This is a genomic window from Paenibacillus sp. AGC31, assembly GCF_057334655.1.
Genome location: NZ_JBHFJH010000036.1, coordinates 10,952 through 32,398 on the forward strand (window position 1 = coordinate 10,952; position 21,447 = coordinate 32,398).

At 42.3% G+C, this 21,447-nt stretch carries 8 protein-coding genes; 1 reads left to right on the forward strand and 7 read right to left on the reverse strand.

Translation table 11 applies throughout. The annotated features are described in order from the left end of the window. Positions 1-8: 8 nt before the first annotated feature. From ACE04G_RS22705 to ACE04G_RS22720, 4 genes are all read right to left on the reverse strand, one after another. Positions 9-11,900 (reverse strand): amino acid adenylation domain-containing protein, encoded by an 11,892-nt coding sequence (locus tag ACE04G_RS22705; protein ID WP_449004859.1) that lies wholly within the window; start codon positions 11,898-11,900, stop codon positions 9-11. Positions 11,901-12,173: 273 nt separating this feature from the next. Further along, complete coding sequence (gene fabD / locus ACE04G_RS22710; RefSeq protein WP_449004858.1) at positions 12,174-13,379, reverse strand: ACP S-malonyltransferase; 1,206 nt, start codon at positions 13,377-13,379, stop codon at positions 12,174-12,176. A gap of 443 nt (positions 13,380-13,822) precedes the next feature. Next, positions 13,823-14,680 (reverse strand): Cof-type HAD-IIB family hydrolase, encoded by an 858-nt coding sequence (locus ACE04G_RS22715; RefSeq protein WP_449004857.1) that lies wholly within the window; start codon positions 14,678-14,680, stop codon positions 13,823-13,825. A gap of 232 nt (positions 14,681-14,912) precedes the next feature. Next, positions 14,913-15,443 (reverse strand): GNAT family N-acetyltransferase, encoded by a 531-nt coding sequence (locus ACE04G_RS22720; protein WP_486094847.1) that lies wholly within the window; start codon positions 15,441-15,443, stop codon positions 14,913-14,915. Between the two features lie 212 nt (positions 15,444-15,655). Here ACE04G_RS22720 and ACE04G_RS22725 point away from each other — a divergent pair, with 212 nt between their 5' ends. After that, positions 15,656-16,813 carry a S8 family peptidase gene (locus ACE04G_RS22725; RefSeq protein ID WP_221820542.1) on the forward strand — a complete coding sequence of 386 codons (1,158 nt, stop codon included), beginning with the start codon at positions 15,656-15,658 and terminating at the stop codon, positions 16,811-16,813. A gap of 121 nt (positions 16,814-16,934) precedes the next feature. Here ACE04G_RS22725 and ACE04G_RS22730 read toward each other — a convergent pair whose 3' ends face one another. The 3 genes from ACE04G_RS22730 to ACE04G_RS22740 all read right to left on the reverse strand — a co-directional run bounded on the left by ACE04G_RS22730 (position 16,935) and on the right by ACE04G_RS22740 (position 21,035). Continuing rightward, complete coding sequence (locus tag ACE04G_RS22730; protein ID WP_339304692.1) at positions 16,935-17,333, reverse strand: RidA family protein; 399 nt, start codon at positions 17,331-17,333, stop codon at positions 16,935-16,937. Between the two features lie 311 nt (positions 17,334-17,644). Continuing rightward, positions 17,645-19,087, reverse strand: coding sequence for a 6-phospho-beta-glucosidase (locus ACE04G_RS22735; protein WP_339304694.1), 1,443 nt, complete (start codon positions 19,085-19,087; stop codon positions 17,645-17,647). A 34-nt stretch (positions 19,088-19,121) separates the two neighbouring features. Beyond that, positions 19,122-21,035 (reverse strand): beta-glucoside-specific PTS transporter subunit IIABC, encoded by a 1,914-nt coding sequence (locus tag ACE04G_RS22740; protein WP_449004855.1) that lies wholly within the window; start codon positions 21,033-21,035, stop codon positions 19,122-19,124. Positions 21,036-21,447 lie beyond the last annotated feature (412 nt).

The following is a 21,447-nucleotide window of genomic DNA, read 5'->3' on the forward strand; positions in this document are numbered from 1 at the left end:
AGGTTAGCTTAGAAGAAATCTACTTCAATTAGATCAGCCAGCGTATCCCCATCTATTAATTCTTCAACCAATTGAATCTTCTTGATTTCAATATGAGGGTCGTTGGCAATGGTTGTTAATATGACCAACAGATTTTGTGACATCGCTTCAATCGTTGTTTTCTCAAATAAAATCGTACTGTATTCAAAGGCCACTTCTAACTTGTGTTGCAATTCGGCAACATACAGCGTTAAATCGAATTTGGATACTCTCGTATTTGGAGCATAAGGCTTGCAGGTTACTCCATCCATCTGAATCTCTGAAGCATCTGTATTCTGCAATACAAACATGGTGTCAAACAACGGATTCCGCCGAGCATCTTTGGTTATATTTACTTTCTCAATCAATTCTTCAAACGGATAATCCTGATTCTCATAAGCGTTCAACATATTTTCTTTCACTTCCAGCAGATACTCCGTGAATGTTTTATCCGCGGCAGGATAATTTCGAATAGCCAGTGTATTCACAAACATCCCCATGACCGGCTCCAGCTCAGCATGTGTCCTGCCTGCAATCGGCGTGCCTACAATGATATCTTCTTGCCCGCTGTATTTAGATAATAGAATCGTATAGGTGGCTAATAGAATCATATATAACGTTGTTCCTGTCCGTGCTTCCATGTTCCTTAAGCCTGGAAGGATGTCTTCCTGCAAAACAATGTCCAATACATCTCCCGCATAGCTTAGCGTTTCAGGTCTTTCGTAGTCTGTTGGCAGATCCAATAGCGGGATACTCTCACCAAACACAGTAAGCCAATACTTCTCCTGCTTTTTCATCCGCTCACTATGAAGCTGCATTTGCTGCCATTCAGCATAGTCCTTATACTGAATTCGAAGAGGAGATAGCTCCTCTCCCTTATAGAACTGGCTAAGTTCAGTCATCAGAAGATGCACGGATAGTCCGTCTGCAATGATATGGTGGAGATCTACCAGCAATACATGACGCTCCTGCTGAAGTTCAATAAGTCCCACCCTCATAAGGGGTGCTTGCCCGAGATCAAATGTGTGAACAAACTGTTCAATTCGATCTTCGATCTCTTCTTCCGTTGAATCGATCAATTCAATTCCAAAGTTCACTTTAGGGTATACGATCTGTTTCGGTTCTCCGTGTATGACTTTGAATCCAGTCCGAAGCGATTCATGACGATGAATCAATTGTTGGAATGCTTCTTCCAATCGGATCCGATCGAGCGATCCTTCCAACATAAACATACCTGACATGTTGTACATGAGTTCCTTGCCGGCTTTGATGCTCATAATGTACATTCTCATTTGCGCCGAAGAAATAGGATAATATTCTTTTTCCTCCACTTGAGGAATGGACACTGATACTTCCTGTTCCATTTGTTCAATAGATTGAGCCATCTGTTCAATGGTCTGCCATTCAAAAACGTTTCTTACCGATATGTGGATATTCAGCTTTTGATTGATTTTGGCGGCCAGCTTGGTCGCACGTAAAGAGTTGCCTCCTACATCAAAAAAACTGTCTTTCACACTGATTTTTTTCACGGCAAGCACATCCTGCCAAATTGGCAGCAACTGTTTTTCCACCCCAGTTTGGGGTTCTATATATTCACTTCCCGTTTGTATGTTTTCTTCTGGACTCGGAAGCGATTTGCGATCGATTTTCCGGTTCGATGTCAGAGGCATGTGATCCAATTGTATAAAGTAGGCTGGAACCATGTAATTCGGCAACACCTTAGAGAGGTTTTGTTTTAACTCTCCCACCGTCAGCGTGGAATCCGCTGTAAAGTATGCACATAACGATTTGTCCCCGTGGTCATCCTTATGTGCAATGACGATAACTTCTTTCACATTCTCTATATCTAACAGTGCTGCTTCGACTTCTCCTACTTCGATCCGGTATCCGCGAATTTTAATCTGGTGATCCATTCTTCCCAAATACTCGATATGGCCATCGGGAAGCCATTTCACCAAATCTCCCGTTTTGTACATTGTCGCTCCCTGGACATACGGATCACGCACAAATTTTTCTGCTGTCAGCTCAGGTAAATTCAAGTATCCCCTACCAACCCCATCGCCAGAGATACATAATTCCCCTACGACGCCTACAGGCTGAACTTTGCCATGTTTGTTTAATACATACAGGCGATTATTTCCTAATGTTCGACCAATCGGTAGGTGAGCTCGTTGATTCGCTGTATCCAGGTGTTCTGGAAGTACACGGTATGTCGCAACATCCACACAACATTCTGTTGGACCGTACACATTAACTATGGCTGGCGGCGTGATCTGATTGAGAGCAAATAATGATGTGATTTCATTTACACTTTGCTGAGAAAGAGCTTCACCGCCAATGAGCATATATTTTAGCGATATGCCTTGAACGTTTTTTGCCTTCGATAGTAATTTCAGGTGTGCAGGCGTACCGTCTGTCAAATCAATTTGGTGGTGCTGATAATAATTCATTAAATCTTGTCCATCCAGTACCGTGTCCTTGTCTACAATAAACAAGGCATGTCCTGACAGCAGTGCGCCAAAAATCTGCTTCACAGATGCATCGAAATAGTAAGGCGCAAGTAAAGCGACATGCAAACCGCTATGCTGATCATCTATAACTTGACTGTACAACGCTTTAACCAAGTGATGAACCTGACGATGTTCGATCATCACACCTTTTGGCATGCCTGTTGTGCCTGAAGTATAGATCACATAAGCCAACTGCTCGGAATTCCCTGCGGGTTCCAGATTCGACAGATTAGCTGCATAGGTTTCTTCATCGTTCAAATCCATCATTTGGCCATTGAATGATATCAACTGCTTGAGATGGGTTTGCGTGACTAATAGTGTTGCCCCCGAATCATGCAGGATGTACCGGATACGCTCTTCAGGAGAATCCGTATCAATCGGTACATACGCCCCACCTGCTTTTAGAATGCCAAAGATGCCAACGATCATATCAATCGAACGATCTGTCAGAATACCTACAAATTGATCCTGCTGCACTCCCTCAGCTCTAAGCGTATATGCCAACTGATTCGCCCGTTCATTCAATTGACGATACGTCCATTGCTCATCTCCAAAAGCGACGGCTAATTGATCGGGTGTCCGTTCCACCTGTGCTTCGAATAACTCCTGAATGGTCTGTTCCCGGGAATATTCTATGTTGGTATCATTAAAGTCATATAAAAGAACGTTCTGCTCATGTTCAGACAGCATTTGAATATCGGACAAGGCAATATCAGGTTCGATCACAATGTCTCTGAGGATGTTGAACAGATGTGATTTCATTCTGTCGATGGTATCCCGTTCAAACAGCTCCGTCTTATAATTAAAGTGCATTTCCAGACACTCATTATCATCCTCAACGATGAACATCAGATCATATAACGATACACCGACATTTAATTCTCTAACTTTAAAGCTGCAATCCTGTTCTTGCCGTTGATTCAACGCGGTATTTAAGAAGATATACATCGTATTAAAAAGTGCTGTCCCGGTTGTATCCCGATGCGTGTTTAAATTCTCTACAAGGTTGTCAAAAAGATAGTCCTGGTTATCCAATGCATCCAGGGATTGTTTTTTAATTTCTTCGAGATAGGATCGAAACGACTTATTCCCCACCGGCTGTGAGCGAATCGCTACCGTCTGGATAAAGACACCTATCATATTCTCGACATCCGGATGGTTTCTTCCTGATGTTGGCGTGCCTACAATCATGTCTTCTTGTTCCGTATATTGATGAAGCAGCACATTATACGCTGCCAATAACACCATAAACATCGTAGTTCCCGTTTGTTTCGCAAGCTTCTCCAGCGACTGCTTCAAGTGTGCGTCCAACACAAATGACAATCTAGAACCTGCCGAAGTCAAATGAGGTGTCCGAACAAAATCAGTAGGCAGATTAAGGTTCGGGAGTTCTCCTTTGAATTGATCCAGCCAATATTTTTCTTGCTGCTTATAAGACTCCCCCGCCAGAAATCCTTTCTGCCAAGCTGCAAAGTCTTTGTATTCAATCTCAATTTCCGGCATGTTTCTTCCGTCATACACATCGATCAGTTCATTCGCAAGAATGCCAACGGAATATCCGTCCGATATAATATGATGCATCTCGATGAGAATCTCTGCATGATCATCGTTTAAACGAATGAATTCGGCACGTATTAATGGCGCTTTGGAGCAATCAAATGGTTTGGCAAACGTCTTAACATGTTGTTCGAATGAAGCAGAGCTTTCCTGAGATCGTTTCACTTCAAAATCAATCGTTGGAGCAATACGCTGGTAAAGCTCTCCATCTATCAGATGGAAACTGGTGTGAAATGCTTCGTGACGGTGCACGATTTGTTCCAATGACGAAATTAGTTTAGCTTCATCGATTTTTCCCGTGACCGTAATATGACCGCACATGTTCTGAAACACACTATTCGGCTCAAATTGATCCAGAAAGTAGATTCGCTGTTGTGCAGATGACGTCTCATAAAATTCCTTGACGTCCAATGCCTTAATCGGAATGAATGTTTCCTCGTTCTCGCCTGTAATCAGACTGGCAAGCTGCTTCATACGTTGGTTTTGGAAGAACTGAACGATTGAAATTTTATGGTTAAGCTGCTCATGTACCTTGGAAAGCATGACTGTCGCCTTGAGCGAGTTTCCTCCGAGATCAAAGAAGTGATCATTTCTCCATACTTGATCGAGGGATAATACGTCCTCCCAGATCAAGGCCAGCTTTTTCTCCACGTCATTGACTGGAGACTCGAATATGGCTGCATGATTAACGTGAGGAAGACGCTCCGTAACATACCGATTGTACATCTCTTGTAATTGATCCTGTTGCTCGGATGAGAACAACGTCAAAGACGAGATTTCAGCCTCTGGATGACTCACCATATGTTGCAGCAAACCTTTAAATCCTTCAGACCACAGTTTCATCATCTCAGGTCCAATGAGATCGGTATTGTAATCAAAATCCAGGTACAATTCATGGCTAACATCCGTAATATTAAGAAACAAATCGTAAGAAATATGTTTGATCGGATACGACATGAATTCAGTCTTGATATTTTCAAATTGAAGATGATGAATCGTTCTGTCCATATTGAATAAAATCCGGGTATCCGGTGCAGTCATATGAGCAAGCTGTTCGGATACGAGGGTCAATGGAACATGCTGATGCTTCATGACAAGAGCCAGCGTTTCCTTGAGCTGAAGAACATGCTCTACAACGGACTGCTTCGTTAACAAGGCATGATGAACAGGTACAATGTTGACACAGTTGCCAATCAGCGCATTTTTTCGCATGTGAGACTGACCCGCTGTAGGCACGCCGATGACAAGGTGACACTGCCCTGTTAGTTGATGCAAATATAAATGAAACGCTGCAAACATCGTTACAAACAAACTGCTCTTATTATTGATGCTTAACGTTCGCAAAGACTCTGTTAATTGATGATCCAGCTTGATGGAATATCTTTCACCGTCATATCCCTTGGGCACATCATCGGACGGTGCCGTTGGAAGTGTAATGTTGGGATAGGATAAGGAAAATTGTTCTTTCCAGAACTGGACTCCTTCGGTAAATGACCCTTTTTCATGTTCAAGTCGTTGCCAGCTTAAATACTCACGGAATGGAGTGGCTTCAGGTAATTGAACCGGAACTCCTCGGACCAGAGCAGAATAGGTATGTTCCAACTCTTGAATGAATACAGCAATCGACCAGCCATCTACAACAATATGATGAAATGTCAGCACCATAAGGTATTGATCAGTTGCCTTTTTAAGCAAGGTGATTCTAAATAGAGGTTCCCCAGACTGTAAATTGAAGGCTTCATTTGCATCGGCAGATAACCAATTGGAAATTTCCCGTTCTTGATCCTCACCCGCATATGCCGAGAAATCCAACCATGTACATTGAAATTCCATTACGGATCTGATTTGTTGTGTTTCACGATCGGCATGAATGACTGTTCTCAGGGCTTCATGACGCTGTGCGATTTGATTCACGGCCTGATCTAGTGCAGAAAGCTTTATGTCGCCTGTCATTTTTAAAATAACACTCTGGTTTAATGCAGCATTCGCATCTTTCCCATGTAATGAAGTTAACAATAATTGTTTTTGCTCTAAAGAGAGCGGATATTCCGACATGGGCGATTCACCAGGGATAAAACCCCACTCGCGAAGTTCATGGATCGTCTCTTTCACAATTCTGATTATCGTATCCATGTCACCCATGGAATGCACCGTTGATATAAAACAGTTACGGCCTTCCCAAATATATAAACCTTTATAGATTAAATGGTAGAAGAATAATTCCATATCTCCAAATGATATAAATCGAAATAAAGATCCATAGTTCACCATTTGCATCGGTACATTCGCTGTTTTGAAAAACGTATTTAATTCTTTTACAAGATAATCTGTTTTTTCATTTAATTCCTTATATAAGGTTTCTGCTTCAGATTGAAGATACTGTAGTACCGTTAACATCACTCTCATCGTAAGAGGGTGTGTACAGAAGGTTCCACCGACAAACGTTTTCTTATCTGCATCGGAAGGGTAAGAATCATCACCAAAGTTCCAGGTTCCACCATCTACCGGATTCATAAATTCAGCTTTACCCGCGACTATGCCAATAGGCAACCCGCCACCGACCACTTTTCCATACGTAACCAAATCTGCTTGAACCCCAAACCAATCCTGTGCTCCACCCAGACCAATTCTAAATCCAGTGATGACTTCATCGAAAATAAGTGCAGTCCCAGTTTGATTTGTTATTTCTCTAAGTTCCCGTAAGAATTGTGTTGGCTGCATATCAGGTCTTCGACTTTGCACCGGCTCTACAAGCACAGCAGCCAATTCATCACCTAGGTTCTGAATCATATCCAGTGATTGCGGATGGTTATAATTAAGAATAATCAAATCATCCATAGCGCTATTTACAATACCAGGAGCCATAGGCAGCGCAGACGATAAAGCATCCCCAGGATTCGCTACACCCAACACCCCATCATGTGTACCATGGTATGATCCAGAAAATAATACAACTTTGGAACGCCCTGTTGCTGCCCTCGCTAAACGAAGTGCAACCATAACAGCTTCTGTTCCTGAATTATAAAATGCGACACGCTCTACACCTGTCAGCTCGGAAATTTTAGCTGCGACATCTCCTGCCAAGTCTGACATAGGGCCCAATGGGGGCATCTGTTCCTGAAGACTTTGTGCCATTACATTTCGAATAAAAGCGGGATTATGTCCAAATAGATTTACACCAAATCCCATCGTCAGATCCAAATACTCATTCCCATCCATATCCCATATCTTAGATCCCTCTGCACGCGTTGAAATAATGGGATACACCATTTCCTTCCAATACGAACGAAATCCGGATACATTGCGATTATTCGCATGAACCAAACGTGTTTGGCCTGTTTTTAATTTGGAGCCTTTGGTTCTTGCGGTATACTTGGCTATAAATTGTTCAACATACTGGTTCTGAAGCGGTGATAATCCGCTCTCTTCATGAATCTTCAACGATTGATACGGTATAAAAGGTTTTTTTTCTTCCTTCGATTCCGAATGGGGTTGGATCTCTTGGGTTGGTTTGGTTTCATGATGTTTCATCTCCAAAAGAGGCGATTGAACAGTATTCATTTGCTCGCCTAACAGCACATTCAAACTTTTTAATTGGGACTCCATAAGCTGAATTGCAGACATCACAATTTGTTCCGACACATTCCCTGAGGATTTTGCCGTGTTTATATTGTTCACAGATGCCAGATTTTGTTGTTCAGCATGCTCCTGAACTGTTTGATTATTTATATTTTCAGATACATCATGATGCTTTATATTCTCTGACACATATTTAACTAAGGAATTAATATTAGTAAGGGTTTCAAAAAACATTTCCATCGGGATATCCAAACGGAACAGCTCTGAGATCTCCTTCTGAATTTGCACAAGAATGATGGAATCCAATCCCATCTGGAGAAAATGAGCTTGATGATCCAGCTCTTCCAACTTCAAACCAGATGCACGACTGATGCTTGTTTTAATCTTTAATTCAATATCGTTTGTATTCATCTCCATTTGAACCTCATTCCTCTCTGAACTATGTCCCGCTGGTATCGTATGTTTGACTTCAATCCAACACCGCTTCTGCTCAAATGGATATAGAGGCAATGGAATTTTCCGAATGACTTCATGATTATAAAATCTTTCCCAATCCATCACTGCCCCCAGTGTGTATAACTGACCGAGTTCATTTAAAGATTCTGCCTTTCCCTGAACATAGAGATGATCGGTATCCAGCGTCTTGTCCTTCTTGGCGTAACCAAAATAGACATTGGGCAGCTTGTCCTTTCCCATTGCAATGTGATGCAATTTATCATGTAATTCTTGTGTACTCGTTATTACAATCGCAAGTCGATAATCCAGATTAGCCCTTCCCGTACTGGCTGTATAACAGATTTGTTGAATGGGAACATCCATGTGATCGGTTAGATATTCATGGTACATTCTGACCAATTCATTCAGCGCCCGTTCCGTAGCAGCAGACAGAACAAATAGATTAGGTTCATGGGACACCCTTTTATCTACTTTTTTGGCAGGAACATATTCTTCGAGAACCACATGCGCATTCGTACCACTGAAACCAAAAGAACTAACCCCGCATCGTAAGGGACTCTCTTTTTCACCAAAAGCCATTAGTTCCTGATTCACATAAAAAGGTGAATCTTCAAACTTAAGCAGGGGATTAGGCTTGTCAAAGTGAACCAATGGTGGAATCTTTCTATGTTGAAACATTAGAATAGATTTAATTAATCCAGCGATCCCCGCCGCTTCAAAACCATGTCCAATGTTAGCTTTGGCAGATCCGATTGCACAAAATTGTTTTCGATCCGTATATTTCTCAAAAGCTTTACGCAAAGCATTGAACTCAACCGGATCCCCTAATTTGGTCCCTGTTCCATGTGCTTCAATAAAGTTAAGCGTGTCAGGAGAAATGCCGGCTTCTTTCCATGCCTGTACGATCACATTGGTCTGTGACTCCGGGTTAGGTGCTGTGATCCCTACCGTCTTGCCATCCTGATTAATCGCACTTCCCTTAATCACACCATAGATATGATTCCCGTCTTTAATCGCTTGCTGCATTGGCTTCAACATGACCGACCCAACACCTTCGCCAAATCCCGTGCCGTTGGCATCTTCGCTAAATGTTCTCGTGAATGCATCTGGAGATTCCATATCCAGTCCGATACTTATCGGTAATAATGCCGTTCGAATGCCTCCTGCGATTGCCATTTCACAGTCTCCAGCGAGCAATCCTTTACATGCCATGTGAACAGCAACAAGTGAGGAGGAACAAGCGGTATCAATTGTTAAGGCCGGGCCTTTTAAATTCAAGAAATATGCAATTCTGCTCGCCAGTACAGATGGTAAATTTCCAATGATATAATTTTTGAGTTCTGCGGGGTAACTCGCCGTCACGAGCCGTTCGTAATCATACCCAACTTTGGAATACCCCACGTACACGCCCACATTTCTTCCATTGATTCCTTCCCCTGCATACCCAGCATCTTCAATCGTATGCCATGCCGTTTGCAAGAACATCCTTTGATTCGGGTCCATAAATTGTGCAGTTTTTGGGGTTATGCCAAAGAAAGAATAGTCGAATTGATCAATCTGATCCAAGTAACCACCTTTGATCCATTGAACTTCGCTCAATTCACTTCGCATGGATTGTATATAATCCGCAGCGTCTTTTATCCGACTTTCAGGGTAGTCCCGAATGTTATGCGTTCCATTTTCCAAAACACGCCAAAAATCGCTTGCATTTGATGCACCAGGGAGATTCAAAGACATACCGATAATAGCAATATCTTTGGATGGCGTATGATCCTCTTGAGTTTTGTTGACTTGCATGGTCTCGCTGTAACCTCTAGCCAGATATGCTGCCAATTCAGTTATCGAGGGATAGGTAAAGAGGTCCGTAACAGCAAGCTCTTCTCCATATTTTTGTTCTATACGTTCAGCAATTTGGGCCAGCTGTAATGAAGTTGCACCCATGTCAAAATAGCTATCCTCAAGTTCAACCTTTTTCCCAACCAGCACTTCAGAAAATAGTGAAGTTAATTCACGTTCTATGACTCGAACCGAAACAGCAGCCTTTTCTTTTGCCTTTTCATTGTCATTCTTGATCCAGTCATGGATGAATGCAGATTCTGTTGAGAATTTGCCTGCTTCATACTGCTTGGCTAACTGATACCGCTGGATTTTCCCACTTGTTGTTTTGGGTAATTTTTTGATGGGCAGTACCTCTTTGACACTCCATCCCCCATGTTTATATAGATGTCTTTTGATTTCTTTAACAAGCGGCAAGAAGTGTTCGATCTTTTTTTTGTACACGACAAACACAATAATTTCTTCACTTTGACTATTCGAATCATACACACCACAAGCAGCAACTCTTCCGAGTTCAATATCATCTAATTGTATGGCGACACGTTCAATGTCATGGGGATATACATTTTTACCATTGATAAAGATAATGTCTTTTTCCCGCCCTGTTACAACCAGTTTTCCGTTCATGATAAAACCCAGATCTCCTGTATTCACCCATCCGTCGTGCGTTAATAACTTCTCCGTTGCTAGTGAATTATTATAATAACCTTGGGTGACGTTATCCCCCTTGATTTGAATTTTTCCAATAACCAAATCGGGAACACTGTTCATTTCCTCATCGCAAATTCTAACATGGCAATAATCAATTGCTTCGCCAACAGCAACAAATGATGCCACATGTTCAGCATGTTTCTCGACTTCGATGACACGCTCCCCTAAGTTCAGATGATCCCGGTGAACGTACACCGCAGTAAATTCTTCTTCTACCTTGGGAAAGGAGACGGCAACAGAGGCCTCTGCTAATCCATATACGGTAAACATGGCTGTTTTCTTTAAGTGATATGCTGACAATACATTTAGGAATTCATCACACACTTCGGGTAATATAGGTTCCGCCCCATTATAAATGACTCGGACAGATGACAGATCCCATCCCTCCGCTTTGTCTTCGCGAAAGAAATTCAGGAAGTATTTATAACCAAAGTTAGGAGAAGACAGTATGGTTGCTTTGTGTTCATTTACTTTTTTCATCCATAGAATCGGTTTGCGAATAAATAATTCCGTTGGGAGCAAGTACTGATGAATTCCTGCCACGAGGGGTACGAGATGAAATCCAATCAAACCCATATCATGGGTAAGGGGCATCCAGGAGAGAAAACTATCGTTTGAACTAATTTGTGTGCCATTAATAGCAGCACAAGTATTATAAATCAGGTTTCGATGGGTGAGCATAACGCCTTTGGGATCACCGGTTGATCCAGAAGAAAATTGAATAAATGCCAAGTCATCAGACTGAGGTTCAACTATATTATTAATAGATTCATAATGATATATGGTGTCTTGGATCAGATCCGTTCTGACTTCTAATTGATGATGGAAATCAAGCATGTCATGTTCCAAAACAAATCTCTTCATTTTATCCAGCACCTTCTCAGATGCAATCATGAAAGGGTTATTTAGCAAATTCCAAATACGGCATACTTTCAAGTTTTGTTCTTCATCTTCACCAATACTTACAGGGATAGGGATCATTCCACCGAGTATACAAGCCCAGAATGCTACTAAAAACCGTTTGTTTTCTTGAATCTGAAAAATAATCTCTTGTTTAGGTTTAATTCCGATGGCTTGTAGATAACCTAAATACCCTTGTGCCTCAGTAAATAATTGATGATAAGATATAAAAGTTTCTCGTTTGTCCGCATCGATAAAACGAATACCTCGGTCCGTTATTTTACCTCTGTCGCGGATAACATCCACTAGTGTTTGAAACTGATTAGTATACATATCTCTCCTCCAAATGAATCATCTCTAACAAGCTTATCTAATTATTTACACATATTTTCAAGCAAAATTTTACCATAGAAATATATGTAAAATCAATCAATTTATTGTTACTATATGGTAAAAAATAGAGATTGATTCGGGAGTTATTGACATATTTAATACCAAACATCTGAAGTTTCAACAAGTTTAGATGCATTAAAGGACAAAAAGACTACCTTATAAAAAGGCAGTCTGTCGCTGTAATATAGATCTTGCAAAAGCACAAATCGGGTACTAGATTGCATCAATCAACGCGGTTCCATCCAATGGAATTTTCTTTGCTATAATAATGGAATGACATACCTGTAGAGCATCATTTATCTCTTCTTCACTGAGTTCGTATCCATTCTTGTGTATTTGTTCCTGTACCCGTTGTAAATGATGAAATAATGGCTCAACCGTTTGGGTGTATGATATCGAATCTGCGTTATAATTCCGTGAGATGAGTGCGGTTACTATTAGTTCTGATAACAATTTTTTACGAATCGTTAACCGTTTATTTTTCCTTTCATGTGTATTTGTAAGCATTATTAAATCGGAAGGCTGACTTAGCGAGTACGGTATAATACGCTTCGTTATTTTACTCATAAGACTAACTAACACATGTTTAGAACCCAACTCTATAACTTCTGTAACCCCATTTGCAACTAGATAGCGCATAGACTCTGACCATCTTACAGGCATCGTCATCTGCATGGTTAAATAATCCACGACAGATCGATCAGCCTCATAGGGTGCTGCTGTAACGTTGGAAATAACCGGGTAATTTGCATGGGCATATTGATATTGATCCAATTCAACTTTGAATTGTTCTGCTGCGGTTTGCATCATGGGAGAATGATAGGGGCCACTTACATTGATATACGAATGTTTCGTTCTTAGGGCTTCTGTCCTTTTAATAATTTCTTGTATAGAGTGCCGATGTCCCGAAATGACAAACTGCTGGTCAGCGTTCATACAAGCCACACAAGCAGGACGCTCGATCGTGGAAACTTGTTCGCATATGTTTTGAAGTGTATCTAAATGAATACCTGAAATGGCGGCCATGATACCTTTCTGATCCGGGTCTGCATTGTGCATAATGATCCCTCGTTGTCTCACAAGTTTAATAGCTTCACGAAAAGATAGAACACCAGCGCATACCAGAGCCGAATATTCTCCCAAACTATGCCCAGCCAAATAAGCGGGTTCCATCCCTATTTCTTGCATATACACCTGATATGCTATGACACTAACAGTCAAAAGTGCAGGCTGAGCATTCATCGTCATTGTCAAATCAGCCATGCTACCTTCAAAACATAACTTTCTCAAATCGAAAGAAATGGCATCACTGGCTTCTTCAAATAACTTCTTAGCCACATCGAAGTTATTCCAAAAGTCTCTCCCCATTCCAACTATCTGAGAACCTTGTCCAGGAAACAACAGAGCTACATTACTCATCCAGCATCCTCCATGTATCAACTTTATATTTTATGCACTTCGATAACTGAAAACCAATAAATTCCTTGTTTTCAAAATTTATAATAAACTTTCATTGGGAGTTATGCAACTAAAGTCAAAAGGAGGGTCACCTATTCCTATGAACGGAAAAAAAATCGTGATTCTTTTTGGGCTCCTTGCTGGCCTCTGTGATGGAACATTTGGTGCTGTCCTTTACTGGATCTTGTCTGTAGTCTGAGTAATAATGCAAATAGACACCTCCATTGAGGAGATGCCTGTTCTATTCTGATCTGATCATTCAAGACTCGCGATTCTCCTTACCTGGAATCCTATACTGCAACGAACGTGAAAAAAAGACCCTGCAATAATATGCAGGATCTAAAATAAGGTTTGGGACAAAGGGTGTACGTATTAACTGTTTTTCAGATTGCCTCATTTCTTTATCAAGTGATCAATCCATACTTCACAAAACTATGATACAATCCATCTTCCTCAACTGTTCCAGTAATATCATCTGCAATGGCTTTGAGACCTGGCTTTGCATTACCCATGGCAATTCCGATGTTACAATATTCCAACATCTCGGCATCATTCATGCCATCGCCGATGGCAAAAGTATCTTCTTGGGACATGCCCAGATGCTTCAGCAGATCGGCAATCGCAATGGCTTTGTGAATACCAGGGATCATCAGTTCACCGCTTCCTTCACCAAAGATCGGCACGGTGCATTGAATGACTTCGAACTTACCTGCAAACTCCTGCTTAATTCGGTCGAACGGGATAACTGAGCTCTCCAAGAAACATACCTTGTTCACATCTTCCTTATACAGGTCGGCCTCTCCATACGTTAATCCGGCAATAAACGGGTGCGGTTTCAGCTCTTTCTTCTCTCTGGCTACAGAGTCATTCTCCACATCGCCATAGATACGGCGTTCCAGGTGAGGTTGAAGATTGTTACTCGCATACAATGCCGAATTGGATTCAAGGTAGAAGTCAATGCCGTTTTCATTGAAAAAATCGACCATATGTCGAACATCTTCCGCTGTTACCCTTTTGTGATATAACACGTCCTTGCCAAACTCCACATAACCCCCACCTGCACCAATCAGACCATCGAATCCGACATCCCAGATGGAATCATAAATTTCTGCTTTGGATCGGCCTGTACATAAATAGAGCAGATGTCCGTTCTCTCTGGCCTGTTTACAAGCCTTCTGTGCTGACAACGGAATGTTTCCATCATCGTCGACCAATGTGCCATCAATATCAATAAAAACAATTTTTCGCTTCGTTTCGTTCATCTGCCTAGCCCCCATCATGTATGTTGTCTATGTCTAACCGAGCGAGTGCCGACAGGCATTTTCCTTATACAAAATTACCTATTCCGTGGTGTTCGCTGAACGATCAACTTCTCCAAAAATTCGGCAAAAGAATCCGCGTATCAAAATAGTAATATTCATCCTCGTCCGGTACAAACAGCTCCAGCTTCCCATTACCATCACAATGTCATTTTCCTTCAATAAATTCCAAAGGTCACTTACAAGCCAACTTGTCCATATGTACAGTTTGCCAGTCATCATCCTGCTCAGCAATAACCGTAAACCCTTGGCGTTTCCAGAAATCTTCGGCACCTGGCAAGAAGCGATGTGTATGCAAATACAGTGTCGTATAGTGCATATCCTTTACCACATTCTCCAGTTCGTTCATCAGCATCGAACCAATGCCAAACCTACGATACGCGGGATCTACATAACATTTTACTATTTCGGCAGCCGATCGAGCTGCATATCGACCTTCCACAGCTTCGATACGTCCATCATATGGTAATATCCCAATAGAACCGACGATCCCCGCATCCCCCATCATTGCAACAAGAAAGATCGAACCATCGGAGTCCAGATAACGTTCTTTGAACTGCTCGAAGTCCACAGGCAATTTCGTATGATCCATCATCGGAAACACTTCTCTGCGCACACGCATGGCAAAATCAATGGCATCATGAATCTGGTGTGCCTGAACTGGTGTGACTGTCGGTATACCCTGAAGTTGTGTCAATAAATCCACATTCCTTATCCTCTGTATTAGGAGCTGCTTCTTGCCCCTTCCTTAAAGCTTGTTCATGCCAGTATCTGCTCTCTTCATCTCATCTTACCGAACTTATCCCTTCCTATCAACCTATCTACACTACTAACCAAATTGCAAGAGTGCCCACGCCGTCTGATAGAGTTCGCATACGATAAGGCGTGTCACAATTCATATTGGAGGGATAAACGCTCATGTGGTTATGGTTAGGTGTTTTTGCTTTCATTTTGCTAGCAATCGTGTTCGTGTATCGTTATCTGGACCAACTTGCTGAGAGCAGGTTTCACCCTCACGCTCCCAAGCAGCTCTTAGTCCAATTCAAGGAGGGTACAACAGATGATGAGATGCACACACTTCACAAAAAAGGGAGATGTAAGGTCGCTGAGACCTATGAAGATTTAGGATGGTACCGTGTGGAATCCCGCAAAAAAATGCACCGGATGCTGAAACATTACAAAGATCATGAGCTTATTGAACATGCAGAGCCGAATTACCTCGTTGAGGCATCCTTCACTCCCAATGACCCTTTCTTTCCTTATCAGTATAACCTGTCCAAAATCAATGCACCCGCTGCATGGGATATTACTCAGAGTAACAGCTCTGTCAAAATCGCCATTATCGATACTGGTGTACAGTTGAACCATCCAGAATTGGCCTCCAAGCTCCTCCCCGGTTATGATTATGTTGATTATGATAACATCCCTGAGGACGGGAACGGCCACGGCACCCATGTAGCCGGGATCGCTGCCTCCGTAACCAACAATGGTGTGGGCATCGCCGGCGCTGCACCACTCGCATCCATCGTTCCGCTCCGGGTACTGGATAACAACGGGCAAGGAACGATAGGTAATGTCGGTAACGGGCTTGTCTTTGCTGCCAACAACGGTGTACAGGTTGTTAACCTGAGCCTTGGTGGGCCAATGGGAAATGCTTTCCTTCAAGCTGCCGTACAGTATGCTTGGGATCGAGGAGCTGTGATTATTGCCGCAGCCGGTAACGATAACACTTCATTCCCAATCGTACCCGCATCGTATCCCAATGTGATTGCTGTCGCTTCAACCAACCCTTCCGATCTCAAATCCAATTTCTCCAACTACGGTTCCTGGGTCGATATGGCTGCACCGGGTGATACCATTCTATCCACATACCTGGGAGGTTCCTATGCCTACCTTAGCGGTACGTCCATGGCTGCCCCTCATGTGGCTGGAGCCGCTGCACTTCTCGCTGCACAAGGGAAAACAAATGCTCAGATTCGGGATGCGCTGTGTTTCGCTTCTGATCCGGTATCAGGCTCCGGGATCTACTGGACATATGGTCGACTGAATGCTCATCAGAGTTTGCAGGTGCCATAACACACCTACTATTGCTCATGATTGCACACAAGGCATTTCCTTTCCATTTTTACACAAATAAAAAAACGAAGGGGCATCTGTAAGTAAGATGCTCCTTCGTTTGGTTAAAAAGTATTTGATGTTACACTTTTGCTGCCCAAAGTTCTATTTCAATTTTTATCTCTGGTAGACCTAACGCCGTAATGTAACCAATCGTCATTGCAGGATAATCCGTACTAAATAATTGTCCCCACTCGGCATATAAGAAATCCCAATCGATTTCCTCGGTTGCCCATACGTTCACTTTGATAATATGTTCAGCATCTAAACGCTCAGATTCGAGCACTGTTTTAATATTATTAAATGTATTAGTGACTTGCTCATTCAAACTCTCTGGAAAGAGTCCATCACGATCTGCTCCAATTTGACCCGAAGTCACAAATAACTCTGCATTTCTCGGGATTCTTGTAATATGCGTGTACTGACCTACAGGAGCTGGCATATTTGCTGGATTTTTTCTAGTAATTTTGTCAATATTCATTTGGATTACCTCGTCATTCTTAAGATTTTCTGCGATATTTTCTAGTTTTCTTCCGATTTTGGGCAGACTTCACCCTTGGAATAGATTCTAGAAAAGACAGCAGTGGAGTATCCATATCCCGAAGATATAAACGCAAGTGATTTTTTCTTCATGAGTGGATGCTCCCCTTTCTTAAGTGACAAGATTCTCTTCATTTCTTTATTATATCGGAAAGCCACATCATGGGTCAAATTCATCCACTTATAAACAAAGAGCAATCCCGTAATAACGAGACTGCTCTTTGTTTATTCTATAGCGTCGGACACCTTGTATCAGAAATATTGTGCGCCATTACTCGCAATGACATCTTGGTACCAGTGAAAACTCTTCTTTTTCACTCTGCGAAGTGTGCCCGTACCATCATTATTTCGGTCTACATAGATATAGCCATAACGTTTCTTCATCTCTCCGGTACCCGCACTGACCAGGTCAATCGGTCCCCAGCTTGTGTAACCTATGAGCTCTACACCGTCTTGAATCGCTTCAGCCATCTCGGCAAAATGACTATTCAAATATTCGATGCGATAGTCATCTTCTACGGAGTCATTGTCTAACAACACATCGGTTGCGCCAAGTCCATTTTCTACGATAAACAAAGGTTTGCCATAGCGGTCATGCAGTTGATTAAGCGTAATTCGAAGCCCCTTAGGATCAATGGTCCACCCCCACTCGGAAGCTTGCAGATAAGGGTTCTTCACCGAACCAAATACATTGCCTTCTGTCGAATCTTTCAAAATCTCAGGGTCTGTACTGGTGCATCGGCTTGCGTAATAGCTAAAACCGATATAATCGACCGTGTTCTGCATCAAGATCTCTGCGTCTTCCGGTTGCATGTCAATCCGAATGTCATTTTCCCTGAAAAATCTTTTTGTATAACCCGGATATGCTCCCTTCGATTGCACGTCGATGAAGAAGAATGATTCGCGATCTTTCTCCATGGCTTTCCATACATCATCTGGATTAGAGCTGTATGGATACACCATTCCAGCGGCTAACATACATCCAATCTGTGCATCCGGAATGATCTCATGACAAGCCTTAACAGCAAGTGCACTCGCTACCAATTCATGATGTGCTGCCTGATACAGAATCTGATCTTTGTTTTCACCATCCTGAAGGACAATGCCCGCTCCAATATACGGAAGATGCAGCAACATGTTGATCTCGTTAAACGTCATCCAGTATTTCACTTTATTCTTATATCGATTGAATAAAGTCGTCGCATATTTCTCAAAGAAACCGATCATCTTACGATTCTTCCAGCCGCCGTAAGTCTCGACCAGATGTACAGGTACATCGAAATGGCAGATCGTCACCACAGGTTCAATGTTGTATTTTAATAACTCATCAAAGACATCATCATAAAATTGCAAGCCTACTTCGTTTGGCTCCGCTTCATCACCTTTAGGGAAAATTCGTGCCCAGGCTATGGAAAGCCTGAGGCACTTAAATCCCATTTCTGCAAATAACGCAATATCTTCCTTATATCGATGATAGAAGTCAATGGCTTCATGTGAAGGATAGAATTCTCCTGTTTTGGGCTCATACGAATCCAGATTACCCAGAGCAATATTCCATCGATTAGCACCAATCGGAATCAGATCTACCGTTGTTAAACCTTTGCCACCTTCCAGATAAGCACCTTCCAATTGATTCGCTGCGGTTGCTCCTCCCCAGAGAAAATTCTCCGGGAAGGCTGTAAACTTTTCATTCATTGAGGAGCCCCTCCTAAACAATCTGTAATTTCAATTAGCTTAATACCGTGATCAATTTATCTTTCTCATGAACGGATGCATCTTTTGTTCCTACAACGTCCAGATAATTTGAAGTATTAGTAACAATGATCGGTGTAACCGTCTCATACCCTGCATCCTTAATGGCTTGCAGATCAAACTCAACAATCAGGTCACCTGCGTTAACACGGTCTCCATCTTTCACATGGGTTGTAAAATGTTGACCTTTCAGCTTGACCGTATCCTGTCCAATATGGATCAGCATCTCTACACCATCATCGCTGACAAGACCAATGGCGTGTTTGGTACGATATACGGTTTGAACAACACCGGTGATTGGAGATACCACTCTACCACTGGTTGGACGAATTGCAATCCCTTTACCCATGTGCTCACCTGCAAACGTTACGTCATTAATTTCGTTCAATGCAACGACTTCACCAGCCATTGGGCTTACAATTTCGTATCTGCTGTTCGGATTTGGATCAAGTACTGGTGCTGGAGCTGGTGTAGCTTCCACTTTGTCTTTGAATCCAACCACGTACGTCAGAATAAAACCAAGGATAAATGCGATACCACATGCAACCAGAGCCATATAGAAACCTGAATCAACGCCTGTTGCTTTATTAATGAAGCTTGGGAAACCGAACACGCCCAGTCCACCAAAGATGTATAATTTCGAACCGGCCAATCCCAAGATACCGCCACCGATACCACCTGCAATACAGCTCATGATAAACGGTTTTTTCAGTGGAAGTGTCAGACCGTAGATGGCTGGCTCAGTCACACCGAAGATACCCGAGATGAATGCAGGAATACCTAATGATTTCAATTTCGTGTTTTTGGTTTTCAACATTACGGCAAGTACAGCACCTGTTTGAGCAAAGGAAGCGGCGAAAGACATCGCAACCACCGGGTCAGCTCCGGATGTGCTCAGGTTGAGAAGCATAACCGGCACGAGTCCCCAGTGAAGACCAAACAGTACAAACACTTGCCACAATCCACCAATAATCAAACCTGTAGCAACTGGACTTAAATCATAAATACCTGTTGCTCCTGCACCAATCAATTGGCCTGCCCAAGTGGATACTGGACCAATCAGAATGAATGTTGCCGGAACGATAACGAGCAAAGTAAAGAATGGAACAAGGAACGTGCTAACGACTTTAGGAATAATGTTTTTAAAGAATCTTTCAATTTTAACAGCGAAGAATGTAGCGATAATGATAGGAATAACCGATGTTGAATAGCTCATCAGAATAACCGGAATACCCAGGAACGTGATGTGAATCGGTGATTCAAACAATGTACCTGTAAACAGGGTGTACAGTGGATCTCCAGCAGTCAGACCGGACAGCGTAGGATAAACTAATGAAGCACCTATCGCCATACCCAGGAACGGTGAACCGCCAAATTTCTTGATTGCAGTGTAACCCAGGAAAATCGGGAAGAAGTAGAACAGACAGTCACCTGTTGCATTCAACAGTTGGTACGTTCCAGAAGTGTCTGTAATCCATCCAAAGGATAAAAACATGGCTGTGAAACCTTTGATCATACCTGTTGCAGCCAGCAAACCGAGTAGTGGTGTGAACACACCGGAGATCATGTCGATAAATCGGCTGAACAACCCTACTTTTTTGCCTGAGTTGTCCGTTTCCTCTTCAACTTGTCCTTCACTTGGGAAATTCCCTACTTTAACAACTGCTTTATATACATCCGGCACTTCATTGCCGATAACGACCTGATATTGTCCACCACTTTGCATGACGGTAATAACACCTGGCAGATTTTTAAGTTCTTCCGTTTTGGCTACGCTTTCATTTTTAAGTTTAAACCGCAGTCTTGTTACGCAATGGAATACACTGTTTACGTTCTCGCGACCACCTACACGTGACAGAATGTCCTTAGCCAATTGATCGTAGTTGCTCATTGTAATTCTCCCTCTCTAAGTAGACTCCCCATGACTTTTGAAACAAATAAAACCTGAACCACTGAACATACACAACATACCGGATCGTCCGGAAATCAGTCGTGTTATTCAGCAATTCAGGTTTTGCCCTTAACGGTTGCAACCCTGTAAGGCTGTACACATTGGTATTTAATTATTTGGATAACGAAAGTAAGTTGCATGTCATCCCCTCTGAACTGAGGATGGTCGGCATTGCCTGATTGAACAGTTACAATCCGATTGATGTATGCGCTTACTTCTTGAACTCATCATAGTACATCTGAACTACGTTTGCAACACTTATTTTTATTAAGTTCGCAAATACATAGGAGTGACCGAAAATGAAAAAAAAGAGACCACTTCGAAAGCACCAAAGTGGTCTCTTTATAGCTAA